Genomic DNA, 18,302 nt, shown 5'->3' on the forward strand with positions numbered 1-18,302 from the left:
AAGTCCGCGCTACTGCCATGCCTGACCTCTCCATAAACTTCGCCGGTATCACCTCGCCCAACCCATTCTGGCTGGCTTCGGCGCCGCCTACCAACTCGGGCTACCAAGTGATGAAAGCCTTTGACGCGGGCTGGGGCGGCGCGGTCTGGAAAACGCTGGGCGTGCCCGTTATCAACGTGTCGAGCCGCTACGGTGGGGTTAATTACCGCGACAAGCGGCTGGTGGGCTTCAATAACATTGAGCTGATATCAGACCGCCCGCTGGCCGACAACCTGCGCGAGATTTCGGAGGTCAAGAAGCGCTTTCCCGAACACGCCGTCATTGCCTCGCTCATGGTGCAGAGCCGGCAGGAGTGGCACGACATCGTGCGCCAAAGCCAGGATGCGGGCGCCGACGGCTTCGAGCTGAACTTTGGCTGCCCGCATGGTATGTGCGAGCGCGGCATGGGCTCGGCGGTGGGGCAGGAACCCAAAGTCCTACAAATGATAGTGGAATGGGTGATGGAAGTGGCCCAGAAGCCCGTCATCGTGAAGCTCACGCCCAACATCTCCGACATCACCGAGCCGGCGATGGCCGCCCGCCGCGCCGGGGCCGATGCTATTTCGCTGATAAACACCATCCAGAGTATTGTGGGTGTTGATATCGACCACTTCGCGCCCTACCCCATCGTGGACGGCCAGGGCACCAACGGCGGCTACTGCGGCCCGGCCGTGAAGCCCATTGCCCTGAACATGGTGAAGAACTGCGCCCAGCACCCCGACGTGCGACTGCCCATCTCGGGCATCGGCGGCATTGAGAACTGGCGCGATGCGGTGGAGCATATCCTGCTGGGTGCCAGCTCAGTGCAGGTGTGCACGGCGGCCATGCACTTCGGCTTCGGCATCATTCGGGAGATGGTGAGCGGGCTGGAGCAGTACATGGTGGAGAAGAATTTCCAGACCATCTACGACTTCGTGGGCAAGGCCCTGCCCAACGTGCGGCACTGGGAAGACCTCAATATGAAGTACCAAGTGAAGGCCCACATTCACGAAGAAAAGTGCATCGGCTGCCAGCTCTGCTACACCGCCTGCGAAGACGGCGCGCACCAGGCCATTCGGCTGCAAGCCGGTACCCGCACGCCCGCCATCATTGAGGAAAATTGCGTGGGCTGCAACCTCTGCTCGCTGGTGTGCCCAGTGGATGAGTGCATTACGATGGAGCGCCACGACGACGGCACCCAGCACCTCACCTGGAAGGAGCGCACCGCGGCCGGCAACATTCCCACCACTTTCAACGACGAGCTGGCCGGCGGCCGCCACCACTGGGTGCCCGAGCCGGCCGCCGCGTTGGGCAAGGAGCGCCATAAAACGCTGCCCGGCAAAGCGCGGGCATTAGGGGTTATAGAACATAAGACAGAATAATTTGCACAGCAAAACGGGGTGCTAATCGTCTGAAAGTAGGAGTTGACCGTATGCCGGCCCTGGCTTACGGTTGGGGGGCTAATTTTGCGTTCCCATTATTTCCCTTCCACCTATGCCTACCCCCGCTTACCTCACCCAACATCAAAACCGCTTCCTCGAAGAGCTGATGGACTGGCTCCGCATCCCGTCCGTGTCAGCCGACCCCAAGTTTCACGGCGACGTGCTGAAGGCCGCTGACTTCTTGAAAACCAGGCTTGAAGAAGCTGGCGCCCAAGGCGTGGAGATTTGCTCCACTGCCGGTTATCCCATTGTGTACGGCGAATATTTTGCCGGCCCTGACCGCCCTACCGTGCTCGTGTATGGCCACTACGACGTGCAGCCCGCCGACCCCTACGAGCTCTGGACCTCGCCGCCGTTTGAGCCGGTGATTAAGGACGGAAAAATCTACGCCCGCGGCGCCTGCGACGACAAAGGCCAGGTGTATATGCACGTGAAAGCGCTGGAAATGATGCTGCGCGACGGTGGTACCGGTGCGCCCTGCAATATCAAGTTCATGTTTGAAGGCGAAGAAGAAGTGGGCTCTAATAACCTGGCTATCTTCGTGAAAGAGAATAAAGAGAAGCTGAAAGCCGACGTTATTCTCATCTCCGATACCGGCATACTGGCCAACGACGTGCCCACTATTGAGGTGGGTTTGCGCGGCCTCAGCTACCACGAAGTAGAAGTAACCGGTCCCAACCGCGACCTGCACTCGGGCCTCTATGGCGGCGCCGTGATGAACCCCATCAACGCGCTCTGCGACATGATTAGCAGCCTGCACGACGAGAACCGCCACATCACCATCCCCGGTTTCTACGACAACGTGGACGAGCTGCCCGCCGCCGAGCGCGCCGAAATGGCCCAGGCGCCGTTCTCGGAAGAGGAATTTAAACAGAGCATCGGCCTGCCCGCCGCCGTGGGCGAGGCCGGCTACAGTACGCCCGAGCGTACCAGCATCCGGCCCACGCTCGACGTGAATGGCATCTGGGGCGGCTACACCGGCGAGGGCGCCAAAACAGTTATCGCCAGCAAGGCCTACGCCAAAATCTCGATGCGCCTGGTGCCCCACCAAACCAGCGACGAGATTACGGCGCTGTTTCAGAGGCACTTCGCTAGCATTGCGCCGGCCGGCATTACCGTGAAGGTGACGCCCCACCACGGCGGCGAGCCCGTAGTTACGCCTACCGACTCGGCCGCCTACCGCGCCGCGTCTAAGGCGCTGACCACCACCTTTGGCAAGAAGCCGGTGCCCACGCGCGGCGGCGGCTCCATCCCCATCGTGGCCATGTTCAAAACGGAGCTGGGCCTCGATTCGGTGCTGCTCGGCTTCGGCCTGGACAGCGACGCCATCCACTCGCCCAACGAGAGCTTTGGTGTGTTCAACTTCCTGAAGGGTATCGAAACCATCCCCGAGTTCTACAAAGAATACGCGGCGGCACGGTAGCCAAAGCGCCTCCCTACCCCCATCAAAAAGCCCGAACGCTACACAGCGTTCGGGCTTTTTGATGGGGGTAGGGAGGCAGTTACTTAGTTGAACGAGTAGGTCAGGTACAGTTGAAACGCGCTGTTGCGTATGCGCTGTTGCGAATTACTGGTGGCCGAAAGCGGCACTTCCTTGTACACATTGCTAAAGGCGCCGTTGTAGCGAAGGCCCACGCCCAACCCATGCTTTAGCTGGTAGCCCAGGCCAGCCAGGTAGCCAAAATCGGCGGTTTTAAAGGCGCTTTTTGCATCCGTAGATACGCTGCCCGCCTCTGCCTTAGCGGCTACCAAGAAGCCCACCTGCGGCCCGGCCTCGAAGAAGAAGCCATCAGTATTGACATGAAAAACCAATGGCACATCAATGTAGTGCAGCCGGATGCCAGTGTCACTGTTGTTGGCAAAATGCGCACCCTTCTGCGAATAAATCAACTCGGGCTGGAAGGCAAACAGCTTGGCAAACCCAATATTAGCAAACACACCCGCGTGGAAGCCAAAGCGGTTGTCGAACCCATTTTTGGCATCAACACCCACAAAATCGGTGAGCGAAGCACCGGCCTTGAGGCCCAGTGAAACGTTGCCGCCGCGCCCGCGGTACTGCGCGTGGGCAACGGTGCTACCCCCGGCAAGCAGGGCAAAGAGCATAAAAGTAGTTTTTTTCATCAGAAACCTACAGGTGATAGATGGGGCAAAGCTACGGACGTGAGCTTTGGTGAGGGGGGTAGGAAAACGCAAAAAGCCAGCTCCGACGAGGAAGCTGGCTTTTTTGCGGGTCTTTAGCAGCTAACAATTGTTTAGCTTTTACTGCCAAACAGGTAATGCACCTGAAACTGGAACACGCTGTTATGGAAGCTGTTGCCGTAGGACACATCTGAACTGCCCACATTCCGGTCATTCTTATAAACGTGCGAAAAATCGCCGGTGTAGCGTAGGCCCACGCCCAAGCCAATGGCGAACTGGTAGCCCAGTCCTCCCACGTAGCCTAGGCTCACGGGCACCAGGCTACTCCGGTCGGTGCTGATTACTTGGTCGGGCGGGTTGTCGTAACTGCCTACTTTGCCAAAAGCAGATAAGTATTCGCGCTGGGCCAATGCCAAACTCAGTTGCGGCCCCACCTCCACAAAGAAGCCGGTTCCGGCCGCGCCCGTAGTCAGTTTAGCCAGCACGGGTACGTCCAGGTACGATAGGGTAGCGCGGTAGCGCCAGGCGTTGAACTGTGGCCCGGAGCCCGAATTATTGAACCGGAAAGGGTAGTTATCCACAAAAACGCCTTTCTGCGAATAGAGCGCTTCTACTTGCACGGTGGTGTGTTCGGCCAAGCCATAGGTAGCTACTGCCCCTGCGGTAAAGCCCGGCTTGTAGCCAGCGTTGAGGGGGCCGTCCAGCTGACCCGCGTAGGTACTGAGGCTAAAGCCGCCCTTGAGCCCATAATTGAAAACCCCTTGCTGCGCAAAGGCGAGGCTGGGCAGGCCCAACAGGAGAGCGAAAACAGACAGGAGTTTTTTCATGTGGATGAGGAGCAAGAGTGGCCTGGGTCTGAAGCTACGGTTTCTAAAAACTAAAAGGCCGGTTCCCATAAGGAAACCGGCCTTTTAGTATAGCCAAATATAGGCTAAGTATAGCTTAGATTAGCTTTTGCCACCAAACAGGTAGTGCACCTGGAATTGAAATACACCGTTGTGGAAGTTGTTAGTGCCTTGCAGCGGAGCGTTGCCGGTGCCGAAGCCGTCCTTAAACACATTGGAGAAGTCGCCGTTGTAGCGTACGCCCAAGCCGAAGCCGCTCGTAATCTGGTAGCCAATGCCGCCTACGTAGCCAATGCCTACCGGCACCATGCGGTCGCGGCTGCTGTAAGCAGTCACTTCCTTCGGGCTGCCAGCGTCCTCACCTTGGGGGCGGAAAAACTCGCGGTCACGAAGGGCGAAGCTTGCCTGCGGGCCAAGCTCGAAGAACAGACCTTTGCCGGCCTCACCCGTGTTTACCTTAAACAGCACGGGTACGTCGATATAAGAAAGGGTCGAGCGGTACTGCTGGCCGTTATAAGGCGCCAGGGCAGTGCCAGCGGGATAATTTGCTTTATCGATGAACGCACCTTTTTGCGAGTACAGACCTTCGACTTGTATCGAAGTCATGTCCGATAGGCCATAGTTAACGAGCACACCGGCCGTGAAGCCAGGCTTGAAACCCGTGCTAGAGCCAGTTTCGCCGCCGCCCGTGTACGAGCTGAGGCTGAAGCCACCTTTAACACCATATTTTACAACGCCGCTCTGGGCGTTGGCAGCGCCGGCAAAGCCAGCTAGAAGTGCGAGGGAAAGAAGTACTTTTTTCATGACTGAAAAATGGGTTTAATAACCCCTGGCCGGGTAGTGATAGAATAATTAATGACAGTTGACCAGGAATGCGCCTTATACTTGCCGTGGATAGGGCAGGGTTACATTCTGCGTAAAATTTGGTTTTTCACGGTCGAGGTTGGGCTGGTCTTGGGCAGGATGTAGATTTGGAAGGGGTTTGCTCACTTCATTTATGCGTCATTTTCATCGAAATTCGCAGTGTATTCAACACTACGTAGTTAGTGCTGTATTGCTGTTGAGTGCGCTGGGAAGTGTGCGCCGCAGCCAGGCTGCGCCCATGACGCTGGGCGACTCGTTGCGCGTGGCGCAGCGGACTCCATTTATTTTTGGCGTTTATGCGCAAGGCGCCATCATTGTGAGTCACACAGCGGCGGTAGCGCACCTGGTAGCGTCGCATCCTACGGGCTTCGAAGTGAACCTGCAGCGCCAGACTACCGGGGCCATGCCCTGGCACGGCTGGTACAAATACCCCAAGGTGGGCCTGGCCCTGCTATACTATGACTACCACAACCCCTTGCTGGGCCAGAGCTACGCGGCATCGGTGTACCTCAGCAAGCCCATTAGCCGCACGGCCCGCCATGATTTGAGCTTCCGGCTGGGTACGGGCCTGGCGTACTTTCCCCAACACTACGACCTCTATACCAACCGCAAGAACACGTTTGTGGGCTCAGCACTGAATGCCACCCTGCAAATGCGGCTGGAGTACGACGTGGCCATTGGCCAGCACCTGGGCCTGCTTATGGGCCTGGCGCTCAATCACTACTCCAACGGGGCCACGGCCAAGCCCAACTTCGGCATCAACCTGCCTACCCTGCTGCTGGGGCTCAACTATCACCAGCTGCGGCCCGTGCCCACGGCCACCGCGCTGGCGCCCGACCCCGCCGATGTGGAGCATAATTTCTGGAATATCAGCACCAGTCTGGGATACAGGCAGCTTAGCGTGGGTGACCCTACCCCCTACCTCGTGAACTCGGTGACGCTGGCCGCCGGCCGGCGCGTAAACCGCAAGAGCAACCTGCTGCTGGGCCTCGAAGGCTTCTACGACCGCTCGCTGGTGGCCGCCTTGCGCGACACGGCCCGCAGCCAGGACCACCTGCCCGACGTGAAAAAAGCCAGCGGCTTCCTGGGGCACGAGCTGCTGTTTGGGCGGCTGGCGCTGGTCACGCACCTAGGTTTTTACTTCTACAATCCCTACAAGTCGAACCCGTTCTTTTATGAGCGCGTCGGCCTCAAGTACCAGTTTACTGACCTGCTCTTTGCCGACATCGACCTGAAAGCCCACCGCACGGTGGCCGACGTTGTCGAGTTCAAAGTAGGCGTAAAGCTGTAGCCGCCACGCTTGGGAGCACGCACAAGCGGCTTCAAGGAGGCTTGGCTACGCTTGGGGCAAAAAAGCGGGGGTAGGGGCTAGTCGCGAGTGCATCTTTGGGATGCGAGCCGGTGCTGACCTCCCGGCGGCTCGTGCGGCCCATGTTTCCTGCCTTTTTGCGCGCCATGCTCTACCTGCACATTGCGGCGGGCTTCGTGGGGTTTTTTGTGGCGCCGGCGGCGCTGGCGGTGCGCAAGGGCGGGCCGGCCCACCGCCGCTGGGGGTTAGTATTTTTCTGGGCGATGGTGGTGGCGGGTACTACCTCGCTGCTGCTGGCCGGGCTCAAGCTCTCGTTTGTGCCGCTGACCAGTGCCCGCGAGGGCGCGCTCAAGTTCCTGCTGCTCACGGGTTTGTTTACGCTCTACCTGGCAGGCTTCGGCTACCGGGCGCTCTACCTCAAAAAGCTGGGCCACGGCCAGCAGCCGGCGCTTTCCGACTGGCTGACGGTAGGTGCTGGCCTGCCGGTATTTGGTTTTTTCGTGTTTTGGGGCCTGCGGCACGGCGCTGTGCCGGCCGTCGTGTTCGGCGCCATTGGGCTGATGACGGCCGGCCGCCAGCTGCGTAGCTACCTGCACACCGCGCCGCCCGCCCCGCAACAGTGGCTACGCAACCACATGTCGGGCTTTGTGGGGGCCTACATCGCGGCGGTATCGGCCTTTTCGGCCACCAGCCTGCATTTCATTCCCTGGCCCTGGAATTTCCTGTGGCCCACGCTACTGGGCGTGCCCTACCTGCTGTGGGCCCAGCGCCACTACGTGGGTGGCCGCGCTAGCCAGGCAGTGCTGCCAACCGCCAGCGCTGGCTAAACCAGGGCCTGGTTGATGCGCTTCACCAGCCCCGGCCCTTCGTAGATAAAACCCGTGTAGAGCTGCACCAGCGCCGCGCCGGCGGCCAGCTTTTCTAGCGCATCCTGGGCCGAGTGGATGCCGCCCGCCCCGATAATGGGCAGCCCGCCCTGGCTTTTCTGGTGCAGGTAGGCAATGACCTCGGTGGCCCGCGCCCGTAGCGGCCGGCCACTGAGGCCGCCCGCGCCGTAGCCCGCCACGGTGGGGGTAGGCGTGCTGAGGCCAGCGCGGCTGATGGTTGTATTGGTCGCCACCAGGCCGCTGAGCTGCGTTTCGCGGGCTATTTCCAGAATGTCGTCGAGCTGCGCGTCAGTAAGGTCAGGCGCAATCTTGAGCAGCAGTGGGCGGGGGGTAGGGCGTGCCAGGTTCACGGCCTGCACCTGCTGCAAAAGGTTGATAAGCGGCTTCTTATCCTGTAATTCGCGCAGGCCCGGCGTGTTGGGCGAGCTCACGTTCACCACAAAATAATCGACCACTTCGGCCAGCGCCTCGAAGGCGGCCACGTAGTCGTCGGCCGCCCGCTCGTTGGGCGTGTCCTTGTTCTTGCCGATGTTGCCGCCGATGATGAGCTGCCGGTTTTGGCGCCGCGCCAGCCGCGCCGCCACGGCCGCCGCCCCGTCGTTATTAAAGCCCATCCGGTTAATGAGTGCTGCATCCTGCGGCAGCCGAAACAGGCGTGGCGTTGGGTTGCCGGGCTGCGGCCGGGGCGTTACGGTCCCGATTTCCACAAAGCCAAAACCCAGCGTCGCCAGCTCATCGGTCAGCACCGCGTTCTTATCAAAGCCCGCCGCCAGGCCTACGGGGTTCGGAAATTTTAGCCCGAAAACCTCCCGCGCTAAGCCAGGATGCTGGTAGTTGTAGAGGCCGCGCAGCAGCGCGCCGGTGCCCGGCAGCCGCGCCGCCCGCTTCAGGTTATCGAATACGAAATGGTGCGCCCGCTCGGCATCGAGTTTAAAAAGCAGCGGTTTGACGACGGATTTATACATAGGGGTAGGGGCAGGCGGGCAAACGCGCGAAACACCGCGCAAAACTACGCCTACCCCGCCCAGCCTTCCCTATCGAGCGAGCGGTACTGAATGGCCTCGGCCAGGTGCTGAATCTGAATCTCGTCGGTGCCCGCCAGGTCGGCGATGGTGCGGGCCACTTTCAGGATGCGGTCGTAGGCACGGGCGCTGAGGCCGAGGCGCTCCATGGCGGTTTTAAGCAGGTTGCGGCCGGCCTGGCTTATCTCGCAAATGTCCTTCACCATCTGCGATGGCATCATGGCATTGGAGTGAATATCAGGCTGCTGCGCAAAGCGCTTGGTCTGAATTTCGCGGGCCTTTTCCACGCGCTGCTGAATATCGTGGCTGGTTTCGGACTTGCGCGTCTCCGTCATCTGGTCGAAGGTAACGGGCGTCACCTCCACGTGTAGGTCGATGCGGTCGAGTAGCGGGCCGCTTACCTTATTGAGGTATTTTTGCACTACGCCGGGGCCGCACACGCACTCCTTGTCGGGGTGGTTGTAGTAGCCGCAGGGGCACGGGTTCATGCTGGCAATCAGCATAAAATTGGCCGGAAAGTCGATGCTCACCTTGGCCCGCGAAATGGTCACGCGGCGCTCTTCCAGCGGCTGGCGCATCACCTCCAGCACGGTGCGCTTAAACTCGGGCAGCTCATCCAGAAATAGCACGCCGTTGTGCGAGAGCGAGATTTCGCCGGGCTGCGGGTTGCTACCCCCACCCACCAGCGCCACGTCCGAAATCGTGTGGTGCGGTGCCCGAAAAGGCCGCTGATTCAGCAAGCCCTGGCCCGTTCCCAGCTTGCCCGCCACCGAGTGAATTTTGGTGGTTTCGAGCGCCTCTTGCATATTAAGGGGGGGGAGGATGGTGGGCAGGCGCTTGGCCAGCATGGTTTTGCCCGCGCCGGGCGGGCCTATCATAATCACGTTGTGGCCGCCGGCCGCCGCTATTTCGAGGGCGCGCTTGATGTTCTCCTGGCCCTGCACGTCGGCAAAGTCGGCGGCGTACTGGTTGGCGGTGTGCTGGAAGATGTCGCGCGTGTCGATACGCACGGGCTCAATGGTTTCTCTACCCTCAAAAAAGTCGATGGCCTGCTGCATCGTCTCCACCGGAATCACGTCGAGGTTATTCACGATGGCCGCCTCCTGCGCATTCTCTTTGGGCAGAATAATGCCTTTAAATCCTTCCTTGCGCGCCTGAATGGCAATCGGCAGCACGCCCTTGATGGGCCGCAGCGCGCCGTCGAGCGACAGCTCGCCCATGATAATATAATCGCCCAGATTCTCCGTGTTCAACTGCTGCGAGGCGTGCAAAATACCCAGCGCGATGGGCAAATCGTAAGCCGCGCCCTCCTTTCGAATGTCGGCCGGCGCCATGTTTACGACCACCTTCGTGCGCGGCATCCGGTAGCCCCGCAGCTTCAGCGCCGACTCAATGCGCTGCTGGCTCTCTTTAATCGCACTATCGGCCAGACCGACCACGTAGAACAGCGTGCCGGCCGTGACAACTACTTCAATGGTAATGGTATACGCATTAACACCCTGCACGGCCGAGCCGTAGGTTTTAGTCAACATTAGATTAGTATAATTTCTTCAGTATAAGAATTCTCTTGCAAAGGAACATCAGGCCGCACGAAAAAGAACGTCATGCTGAGCTTGTCGAAGCATCTCTACCGCTTCATTGCACGGCGCGGCAGAAGCGGTAGAGATGCTTCGACAAGCTCAGCATGACGTTCGAAATCCTATTTAGCTGACTGCTAAGCTACCAGCTTCTCAATCAGCAGTATTATAATGTGAATGGCCTTGATATGCACTTCCTGAATGCGGTCGGCAAAGCCGAAGTGCGGCACCCGAATTTCCACGTCGCTGAGCGCGGCGAGCTTGCCGCCGTCTTTGCCAGTGAGGCTCACGACCTTCATACCGGCGGCGCGGGCGGCTTCAGCGGCGTGCAGGATATTGGGCGAGTTGCCGCTGGTGCTGATGGCCAGCAGCACGTCGCCGGGCCGCCCCAGCGCTTCCACAAAGCGGCTGAATACATATTCGAAGCCGAAGTCATTGGCCACGCAGGTCATGTGCGAGGCGTCGGTGAGGGCGATGGCGGCCAGGGCGCGACGGTCCTGCCGGAAGCGGCCACTGAGCTCTTCGGCAAAGTGCTGGGCGTCGCAGAGGCTGCCGCCGTTGCCGCAGGTCAGGGCCTTGCCGCCGTTGTTGAGGCTGGCGGCGAAGAGCTCGGCGGCCTGCGCAATGCGCTGAAGGTTATTGTCATCGGCCAAAAACTGGTCGAGTACGCCACGGGCTTCGGCCAGCTCGGCGCGGATGAGGTCGGGGAGGTACAAGCGAGGTAACTGGGCTAGTAGGTGGTGGGAGGAGGGGTAGGGGGCAGCGGATCGGGGCGGCGCGTCTGCTCGGCGGTGGGGTAGGCCACGCCGGGCGCCGGTTGCGCGGCCGGCGTAGGGTAGGCGGGCGGGCCAAGCGGCTTTTGGGCGTCGAAAAGCTGGGCCTTCAGCTCATTGATTTTGCGCTCCTGCTTGCCCACTGTGCGCCGCAGCAAGCCGCTGTCGATATTCTCAAAAATAAGCAGCAAGCCGATTACCGCCACGCTGGCCCAAGTAAAACCCAGCAGCATATTTACTTCCATCGGCAGGCTGTAGGCACTGAAAATGCCTACTGATGAGGTGCGTACGAAGGGAAAAAATAAAATCAGCAGGGCCACCAGCAAGTAAATCAAAGCTAGGGATGTGATGATGCGTTTAAGGAAAAGCATGACGAAAGGATAGGGGGGTAGGAGCTGAAAATGAGGTTAAACTACTAAGTTCTGTACCGCTTACGTTCAGACCAGCGCCGCGTTGGTTTGCAGCTGGCTCAGGCGCTGGTAGAGGCCGCCGGGCCGCAGCAGCAGCTCGTCGTGGGTGCCGCGCTCCACAATGCGGCCGTGCTGGAGCACGATAATCTCGTCGGCGTGGCGCACCGTGCTCAGGCGGTGGGCAATCACGAGCGAGGTGCGCGAGGCCATGAGGCGCGTGAGGGCTTCCTGCACCAGTTTCTCGCTCTCGGTGTCGAGGGCCGAGGTGGCCTCGTCCAGAATCAGAATCGGCGGGTTGCGCAGGATGGCGCGCGCAATGCTCAGGCGCTGGCGCTGCCCGCCGCTCAGCCGCCCGCCCCGGTCGCCGATGCTGGTCTGGTAGCCCTCGGGGCTGGCCATGATGAAGTCGTGCGCGTTGGCCGTTTTAGCGGCTTCTATCACTTGTTCCTCCGTGGCTTCGGTGTTGAATTTGATGTTGTTATAAATCGTGTCGTTAAACAAGATGCTCTCCTGCGTGACAATGCCCATCTGGGCCCGCACCGAGTAGAGGGTGCAGTCGCGCACGTCGTGGCCGTCGATGAGCACTTGGCCGGCGCTGGGGTCGTAGAAGCGGGGTAGGAGGTCGGCGAGGGTGCTTTTGCCGCCGCCGCTGGGGCCCACCAGCGCAATGGTCTGGCCCTTTTTCACGGTCAGGTTGAGGTCGTAGAGCACCGGCACGTCGCCGTAATGGAAGCTCACGTTGCGCAGCTCCACCTGCTCCTCGAAGGGGGGTAGGGCCGTGGCGCCCGGCCGGTCGCGGATGCTCGATTCGGTATCGATAATGCCCAGCACCCGGCCGCCGGCCACCAGCCCGCGCTGGATGTTGCTGAACGCGCCCGACAGCGACTTGGCGGGCGTCAGAATCTGCGAAAACAGGATGATGTAGGTGATAAACGCCGACGCCGACAGCTCGGCCTGCCCGCCCAGCACCAGCGAGCCGCCGTAGTAGAGCAGCCCCGCTACCACCGTCACGCCCGCAAATTCGGAAAACGGCGACGCCAAATCGCGGGTATTGTCGATGGCCTGCGTGGTGCGGGCGTACAGGTCATTCTGAAATTCGAACTTGTCCAGCACGTAGCGCCGGGCGTTGAACGCCTTCACCACCCGCATGCCGCCCAGCGTTTCCTCAATCACCGAAAGCATGGCCCCGAGCGTGGTTTGGCTGATGGTGGCGTGCCGCCGCAGCCGCTTCGACACGCTGGCAATGATGCCACCCGAAATGGGCAGCAGCACCAGCGAAAACAGCGTGAGCCGCGCCGACATGGAGAATAGCAGCACGAAAATGCCCACGATATTGAGCGGCTCCTTGAACACGGCCGTGAGCGTATTCACCACCGATATTTCCACTTCCTGCACGTCGTTGGTGAGGCGCGAAATCAAGTCGCCCTTGCGCTCATTCGAGAAGTAGCCCAATTCCAATTCCGTGATGCGGCCGAACAGCGCCCCGCGCACGTTGCGCACCACCCGCGCCCGCACCCGCGCCAGCAGCCGCCCGCCCAGGTAGCGAAACACGTTGCTCAGAAACACCGACACAATTATCAGCCCGCACACAAACGCCAGCGTGCCCTGCTTGCCGTGCCGGGCCAGCATCTGGTTGAAGTAGTAGTTAAATAGCTCCTTGATGTAGTCAATGGTGAGCGCGAAGTGCGGCAGCACGGCCGGCGCGGTGGCCGTGTGCACGTCGGTGGTGCCAAACAGCACGTTCAGCAGCGGAATAACCAGCGTGAAGTTGGCAATGCCGAAGAAAATGCCCAGCGTGGCGTACAGCGCATACAGCGGCACAAAGTCGGCGTAGGGCCGCGAAAAGCTCAGCAGGCGGAGGTAAGTCTTCATAGACCGCAGATTTAACGGATTTAACGGATTTCGCGGATGCGGCAGCTGTGCTGCCTGGCAACGCGGGCGGGCAGGCGTTGCGGCCTTGTGGCGGCAATCAAGTCCAGCTCCGTCTGATTAACCAGCCGGTATAAAGAGTAGTACTCATCAACAAAATCAAAAGCCGCCCAGCCAAAAAGAAGAAAGCCAGCCGCGCAGCGGCGTATCCGCAAAATCAGTTAAATCCCTTTGAATCTGCGGTCTAGAATTCATGCAGGCGCTGGGCGATATTCCAGCGCAACGCCAGTGAGGCATACACCTCAGTGCCCGATACAGCGCCGTAGTAAGTGGACTGACTTAGGCTTTGGCGGCGGGCAATGAGCGTAGCATCCACAAACAGGTTAAGCTTAGGCTGGTAAGTGCCCGTGAGGTCGAAGTGAAATAGCTTGTTTTTGTCGCCGTTACCCGTGCGGTAACCATGCTCTGAGTCAGTACCCGGCGTAGTGGACAGCGCACGCGTATTGTAGGAGAGCAGCACGTTGCCCCCATTATTATTAAAGGCAATGCTGGTAGTTGGCAGCGCATCAATACCTTGCACCGTGTAAAAGGCTTTAGCCACGAGGTTCAGGCGGGGTAGCGGCTGGTAGTTTAGCACGCCGAGCACCTCTGTGAGGTTGGCGCCCATGGGGTGGGCTAGTGGCTGCTGGTAGTTCTGGTAGTTGGTATACTCGTTTTCGTGTTGGTAGGTAAAGGGCCGGATGTAGTTGACTTCCACCTGCAAGTCGAGGTTGGATATGCCAGCTACATCAAGCAATTTGCCTCCTAGCTGAAACGCCTGCTTATTGGCCCACCAGCCATTGCCGGACAGGATTTCGTTCAATTTAAACTCGTCGAGTACCAACTGACCGTAGAGTTGAGCCTGGTGCTTAATATTCCACTTAAAGTCGAAGCCTAGCAGCGCGTTATCGGTCGAGCCCACTTGCTGCTCGATGGCGCGATAAAAAATAACTGGATTCAGGTACTGCAATTCCAGCCCGCGCCCCGGCCCACCTGATACCTCCGATTCAAACACACCGATATTAAAATTATCGGTCACGTCTAAGCTCAGGTGGTGCAGTGCCAGGTACTTCTTTGGAAAAAGAGAGTCTAGGCCCGAGATGCTACGGCGGGCCGTGAGCTCAGCAAAAATGTTCTGATAATTAAATTTCCACACCCGCGTATTCAGTTTCAAAAAGAAATACGGCGCGCTGTAGTCGCTGAGAATGAGCGAGCGGTAACCGTTGCCGATGAAATTGCGGTCGTGCGCAAACTGAACATTAATATGCTTGGTTGCCGCATAGGTAATGCCGCCCCGCGCCGTAAAGAAGTCGTACTGGTCGACTTTATTCTTGAAAAATTTGGTGTAACCCTCGTGAGGTGCTACGGGCACTTGGCCGTTGTCGCGCAGGCCACGCTGATACACCCAGCCCGGCACGGCCTCCTGGTTGTCCGTCAGGAACCCGTAGAAGCCCAGCCGCTGGTCAATAATTCCTTCAAAAGCCGCGCCGCGCGTGTTCACATAGCGCAGGCCGCCAAAAGTGGTGGCCGAGCCACTCTCTACCCCACCTTGCAGCAGCAGCACGGGGTTTAGGCGAAAGGAAAAATCCTTGGTCTGCACGCTGTACAGGTCCGTCTGGTCGCGGTAGAAATACGTCAGGAACGGCCGCTGGCTTTGGTTGAGGCTGTCGCCGGTAGCCGAAAACATCCAGTTGTCCTTCACCAGATATTGCGCGTTGAAGCGGTCGGCGGCCGAGAGGTCGGCGCCATCGAGCAGCCGCTCGCCCAGGTGGCCCACGGCCGACCGGGTGTAGGGCCGCACGCTGGTGTGCGGGTCGTGCAGCGAGTCGGGCCCATACTTAATAGCGTAGCGGTCGATGAGGCGATACGTGTTGGGGTCGAGCGGCACGTACAACGGCCCCTGGTAGGGCGCGCGTGCCGGGCGCGGGGCCACCGCTGGCGCTGCCGCGCGTGCCGGAACAGCCGTGGTTTCCGGCACCACGAGGGGGGTAGGGGAGGGCTGCGTCGGGGCTGCGTCGGCCGGTACGGGGCGGTCGGCGCGAGACTCCTTCTCCTTGGTGATAATTTTTTCGCCCTTGGTATTTTCGGGCAGGGGTTTGTCAAAAATATACCAGTTGGCCGAGCCGGGCGCGGGTGGGGTAGGGGTAGTCTGCGCCGCAAGCGGACCAGCTAGCCCAAGTAAGAAGAAGGATAAGTAGTATTTCATCAACTAAAAATCACCACGAAGAGGGCAAGTCGCCCAAAATTACGTCGCCCGCCGTCGCCCCGGCTTTTAGCCCGACTTTTGGGGCCGCGACTTTCTGCCTACCCCCGCCAACTACCGTGCTGCACCTGCTTCGCTTTGCCGAACTCGACCTTGCCCGCTGGGAGGCCTGCGTGGCCGCCAGCCCCGGCGCGCTGCCCTACGTGCAGGCGTGGTGGCTGCGCGCCACGGCCGGCCGCTGGGCCGCCGTAGTCGAGCTGGGCCCGGCCGGCGAGTACCGCTCGCTGCTGCCGCTGCCCACCAAGTGGCGCCCCTGGGGTAGGGTAGGGTACCAGCCGCTCTTCACCCAGCAGTTGGGCCTGGTCCTGACGCCCGCCAGCCAGTACCGCGAACTGGCCGACTATCTACTGCTCGCAAAAAAATACTGCCGCCACTTTTACCAGCAGCTGCCTACTGGGGTGGCGCTACCCGCCCTACCCCCCGCTTTCAGCGCTACCGAGCGCCTCACGCACCACCTCGCCCTGGGCCCCGACTACCCAACCCTGCTACAAGGCTACACGGCCGAGTACCGCCGCCGGCTGCGAAAAAACCAGCAGCTGCCCCAGCCGCTGGGCGCTACCGAGGGCTCAGGTGCCGAGATGGAAGAGTTGATTCGCTTATTTCAGACGTATCGTGGCCCCGCCGATACGGGGCTGCGGGCGCGCCACTACCACGCGCTGCGGCGGCTGGTGCAGGCCGCCCAGGTGCGCGGAGTAGCCGAGATACGGCAGGTGCGCCAGCCCACCACCGGCGAGCTGCTGGCCGGCGCCCTGTTTGTGCGCCACGGCAGCGGGGTCATTTACCTCTTTGCGGCGGTTACGCCGGCCGGGCGCGCGGCAAAAGCGCCTATGCTGCTGCTCGACGACGCCCTGCGCCGACACGCGGGCCAACCCGGCCAGGTATTCGACTTCGAAGGGGGGAATTTGCCAGGTATTGGGCGTTTCTTCGCCAATTTCGGAGCGCGGCCCGTACTATACGCTGCCCTGACTCTTTCTCCCCCCAACTGGTTTCCCTCATGGATGCGCCTCTGACTTCTACTCCTGCTACCCCCACCACGCCGGCCCTGCCCGAGCGCGTGCACGTGGTGTGTGCCGCGCCTAGCATTGCCAACCACTTTCTGGCCGAGCTGCGCGATGTGGACATTCAAAAGGACAGCCTGCGCTTTCGCCGCAACCTGCAGCGCCTGGGCGAAATTATTGCCTGCCGCATCAGCGCTCAGCTCAGCTACACGCCGCAGGTGGTGCGCACCTCGCTGGGCGAGGCCCCGAGCCAGCTGCTCCGCGATTTTCCGGTGCTGGCTACTGTGCTGCGGGCCGGCCTGCCGTTTCACCAGGGCTTCCTCAACTATTTCGACCAGAGCCCCAGCGCCTTTGCCGCCGCCTACCGCATCGAGGGCACGGCCCAGGTGCAGGTGCAGCTCGACTACCTCACCGCTCCCAGCCTCGATGAGCGCGTGCTCATCCTGGCCGACCCCATGCTGGCCACCGGCAAAAGCCTGGTCCAAACCTACCGCGCCATGCTGCGCTTCGGCACGCCGCGCCAGGTGCACATTGCGGCCGTTATTGCTTCGCCCGAGGGGGTAGCCTATGTGGCGCGCGAAATCCCCGAAGCCACGCTTTGGGTAGCGGCCGTCGATGAAAAACTGAATGAGCAGGCCTACATCATTCCAGGTTTAGGCGATGCGGGCGATTTGGCTTTTGGTAGTAAAATTTAGGACTGTAGCGAGTAGTATATCTCCTCAACTGTTGTACCTTCATTGGGTGCTTGAATTTGTTGGCCGGGGTAGCATCGGCGTTCAGATGAGAATTTGCGTGTATCAGCTACACGCAAATTCCGGCACGAAAACAGCATAATACATTCATAATTAAAATTTCAAGGCCTAACGCGTAAACCGATACAGGAAATTGTCTATTTTTGCTGTCATTCCTGTCTAATTGCGCGGGCATGCCTGCTATTTTATTGTTATTCCTGTATTAGTGTTACACTTTGCCATGAAGCTTGCTACCGTATTTCTGCTCAGCACCGTAAAATTTTTAGGCGGTCCGTTGCTCGGCAATAGTATGGGCTTGGGTTTCTGGCCCACACTGGGCCTCACAGTAGCAGGTATGATGACGAGCGTCTTCATCATTTCGGGAGTGGGTAGGGCCTGGGTGCGGCACCGGCAGCAGCAGCGGCGCCTGCGCCGGGTGCCGGTTTTCTCGAAGCGCTCGCGCAATATCATCAAGGTGTTCAAGCGCTTTGGCATGGGCGGCATCGCGTTTTTGACGCCCGTGCTACTGTCGCCCATCGGCGGCACCGTGGTGGCCACGCTGCTGGGCGTGCCGCGCCAGCGCATTATGCTGCACATGCTCTGGAGCGCCGTGCTGTGGGGCTGCGTGCTCACGCTAGCCAGCGCCCGCCTCGGGCACATGCTGCACCACTAAGGCTAAATACGCAAGTAGCTGGCTGTTAGAAGTATTTGCTTGCTACAAATGCAACCTTAGCGTGCGTTGGGGAGTCGTAAGAGAAACGCGCCATGAAATCGCTCACCCTACCCCTACTTGGTCTGCTAACCGCCCCCATGCTGCTCATGGGGGCTTGCAAGAAAGACGAGCCCGCGCTGTCAAATGCCGTTATCGTCTATGACCCTAGAATGTGCCCTTGCTGCGGCGGCTTAGTGGTGGATTTTACGAATACGCCCAAGTTTGCGGGGGTAGGGACCTATTCGATAGCGAACAGCGCGGACCTGAATATTGATGTAAAAGAGCTGCCGCTTTACGTCCGTGTTAGCTGGGTTACTGAACCAAACGGTTGCTCGCCGACGGCAAGAATAACCAAGCTGGAAAGAAGGTAACCGCCTGCTGAGAAGTAGCTTGTGGAGCCCCGC

17 protein-coding genes are annotated in these 18,302 nt (G+C 59.9%); 8 read left to right on the forward strand and 9 right to left on the reverse strand.

Translation table 11 applies throughout. The features are described 5' to 3' along the window. Positions 1–17 precede the first annotated feature (17 nt). Both preA and E4631_RS02385 read left to right on the forward strand, forming a co-directional pair. Positions 18–1,400 (forward strand): NAD-dependent dihydropyrimidine dehydrogenase subunit PreA, encoded by a 1,383-nt coding sequence (gene preA / locus E4631_RS02380; protein WP_133658487.1) that lies wholly within the window; start codon positions 18–20, stop codon positions 1,398–1,400. Between the two features lie 112 nt (positions 1,401–1,512). Next, positions 1,513–2,883: a dipeptidase gene (locus E4631_RS02385; RefSeq protein WP_133658488.1), complete on the forward strand. Its 1,371-nt coding sequence runs from the start codon at positions 1,513–1,515 to the stop codon at positions 2,881–2,883. Between the two features lie 83 nt (positions 2,884–2,966). Here the strand turns inward: E4631_RS02385 and E4631_RS02390 are convergent, their stop codons facing one another. The 3 genes from E4631_RS02390 to E4631_RS02400 form a co-directional block, all read right to left on the reverse strand. Further along, positions 2,967–3,581: a porin family protein gene (locus tag E4631_RS02390; protein WP_133658489.1), complete on the reverse strand. Its 615-nt coding sequence runs from the start codon at positions 3,579–3,581 to the stop codon at positions 2,967–2,969. Between the two features lie 131 nt (positions 3,582–3,712). Beyond that, the gene (locus E4631_RS02395) at positions 3,713–4,426 is read right to left on the reverse strand and encodes a porin family protein (protein ID WP_166648149.1); all 714 of its coding nucleotides are present in this window, start codon (positions 4,424–4,426) and stop codon (positions 3,713–3,715) included. A gap of 120 nt (positions 4,427–4,546) precedes the next feature. Then, positions 4,547–5,248 carry a porin family protein gene (locus tag E4631_RS02400; protein ID WP_133658491.1) on the reverse strand — a complete coding sequence of 234 codons (702 nt, stop codon included), beginning with the start codon at positions 5,246–5,248 and terminating at the stop codon, positions 4,547–4,549. Positions 5,249–5,441: 193 nt separating this feature from the next. Here E4631_RS02400 and E4631_RS02405 point away from each other — a divergent pair, with 193 nt between their 5' ends. After that, on the forward strand, positions 5,442–6,599 hold the full coding sequence (locus E4631_RS02405) for an acyloxyacyl hydrolase (protein WP_133658492.1): 1,158 nt from the start codon (positions 5,442–5,444) through the stop codon (positions 6,597–6,599). A gap of 140 nt (positions 6,600–6,739) precedes the next feature. Next, on the forward strand, positions 6,740–7,444 hold the full coding sequence (locus E4631_RS02410) for a hypothetical protein (protein ID WP_133658493.1): 705 nt from the start codon (positions 6,740–6,742) through the stop codon (positions 7,442–7,444). Here the strand turns inward: E4631_RS02410 and E4631_RS02415 are convergent. The 6 genes from E4631_RS02415 to E4631_RS02440 form a co-directional block, all read right to left on the reverse strand. Beyond that, the gene (locus tag E4631_RS02415; RefSeq protein ID WP_133658494.1) at positions 7,441–8,469 is read right to left on the reverse strand and encodes a quinone-dependent dihydroorotate dehydrogenase; all 1,029 of its coding nucleotides are present in this window, start codon (positions 8,467–8,469) and stop codon (positions 7,441–7,443) included. The two genes, E4631_RS02410 and E4631_RS02415, sit on opposite strands and share 4 nt — an antisense overlap. 50 nt (positions 8,470–8,519) lie before the next feature. Further along, entirely contained in the window at positions 8,520–10,058 is a 1,539-nt protein-coding gene (locus E4631_RS02420; RefSeq protein ID WP_133658495.1) for a YifB family Mg chelatase-like AAA ATPase, read from the reverse strand. 182 nt (positions 10,059–10,240) lie between these two features. Beyond that, positions 10,241–10,819, reverse strand: coding sequence for a D-sedoheptulose 7-phosphate isomerase (lpcA, locus tag E4631_RS02425; protein WP_133658496.1), 579 nt, complete (start codon positions 10,817–10,819; stop codon positions 10,241–10,243). Between the two features lie 14 nt (positions 10,820–10,833). After that, a complete protein-coding gene (locus tag E4631_RS02430) occupies positions 10,834–11,247 on the reverse strand; it encodes a hypothetical protein (protein ID WP_133658497.1) in 414 nt (137 codons plus the stop codon). A gap of 66 nt (positions 11,248–11,313) precedes the next feature. Continuing rightward, a complete protein-coding gene (locus E4631_RS02435; RefSeq protein ID WP_133658498.1) occupies positions 11,314–13,158 on the reverse strand; it encodes an ABC transporter ATP-binding protein in 1,845 nt (614 codons plus the stop codon). A 241-nt stretch (positions 13,159–13,399) separates the two neighbouring features. Next, the gene (locus E4631_RS02440; RefSeq protein WP_133658500.1) at positions 13,400–15,400 is read right to left on the reverse strand and encodes a capsule assembly Wzi family protein; all 2,001 of its coding nucleotides are present in this window, start codon (positions 15,398–15,400) and stop codon (positions 13,400–13,402) included. Positions 15,401–15,516: 116 nt separating this feature from the next. Here E4631_RS02440 and E4631_RS02445 point away from each other — a divergent pair, with 116 nt between their 5' ends. The 4 genes from E4631_RS02445 to E4631_RS26210 all read left to right on the forward strand — a co-directional run bounded on the left by E4631_RS02445 (position 15,517) and on the right by E4631_RS26210 (position 18,269). Continuing rightward, positions 15,517–16,467 carry a GNAT family N-acetyltransferase gene (locus E4631_RS02445; protein ID WP_166648150.1) on the forward strand — a complete coding sequence of 317 codons (951 nt, stop codon included), beginning with the start codon at positions 15,517–15,519 and terminating at the stop codon, positions 16,465–16,467. Next, positions 16,452–17,150 (forward strand): uracil phosphoribosyltransferase, encoded by a 699-nt coding sequence (gene upp, locus E4631_RS02450; RefSeq protein WP_133658502.1) that lies wholly within the window; start codon positions 16,452–16,454, stop codon positions 17,148–17,150. Before E4631_RS02445 ends, upp begins: the two co-directional genes overlap by 16 nt. 277 nt (positions 17,151–17,427) lie before the next feature. After that, positions 17,428–17,859 (forward strand): hypothetical protein, encoded by a 432-nt coding sequence (locus tag E4631_RS02455; protein ID WP_133658503.1) that lies wholly within the window; start codon positions 17,428–17,430, stop codon positions 17,857–17,859. A gap of 92 nt (positions 17,860–17,951) precedes the next feature. Continuing rightward, the gene (locus E4631_RS26210) at positions 17,952–18,269 is read left to right on the forward strand and encodes a hypothetical protein (protein ID WP_205704191.1); all 318 of its coding nucleotides are present in this window, start codon (positions 17,952–17,954) and stop codon (positions 18,267–18,269) included. Positions 18,270–18,302: the final 33 nt, after the last annotated feature.

Origin of the sequence: Hymenobacter sp. UV11, from assembly GCF_004684095.1 — a bacterium.
Taxonomy (GTDB): Bacteria; Bacteroidota; Bacteroidia; order Cytophagales; family Hymenobacteraceae; genus Hymenobacter.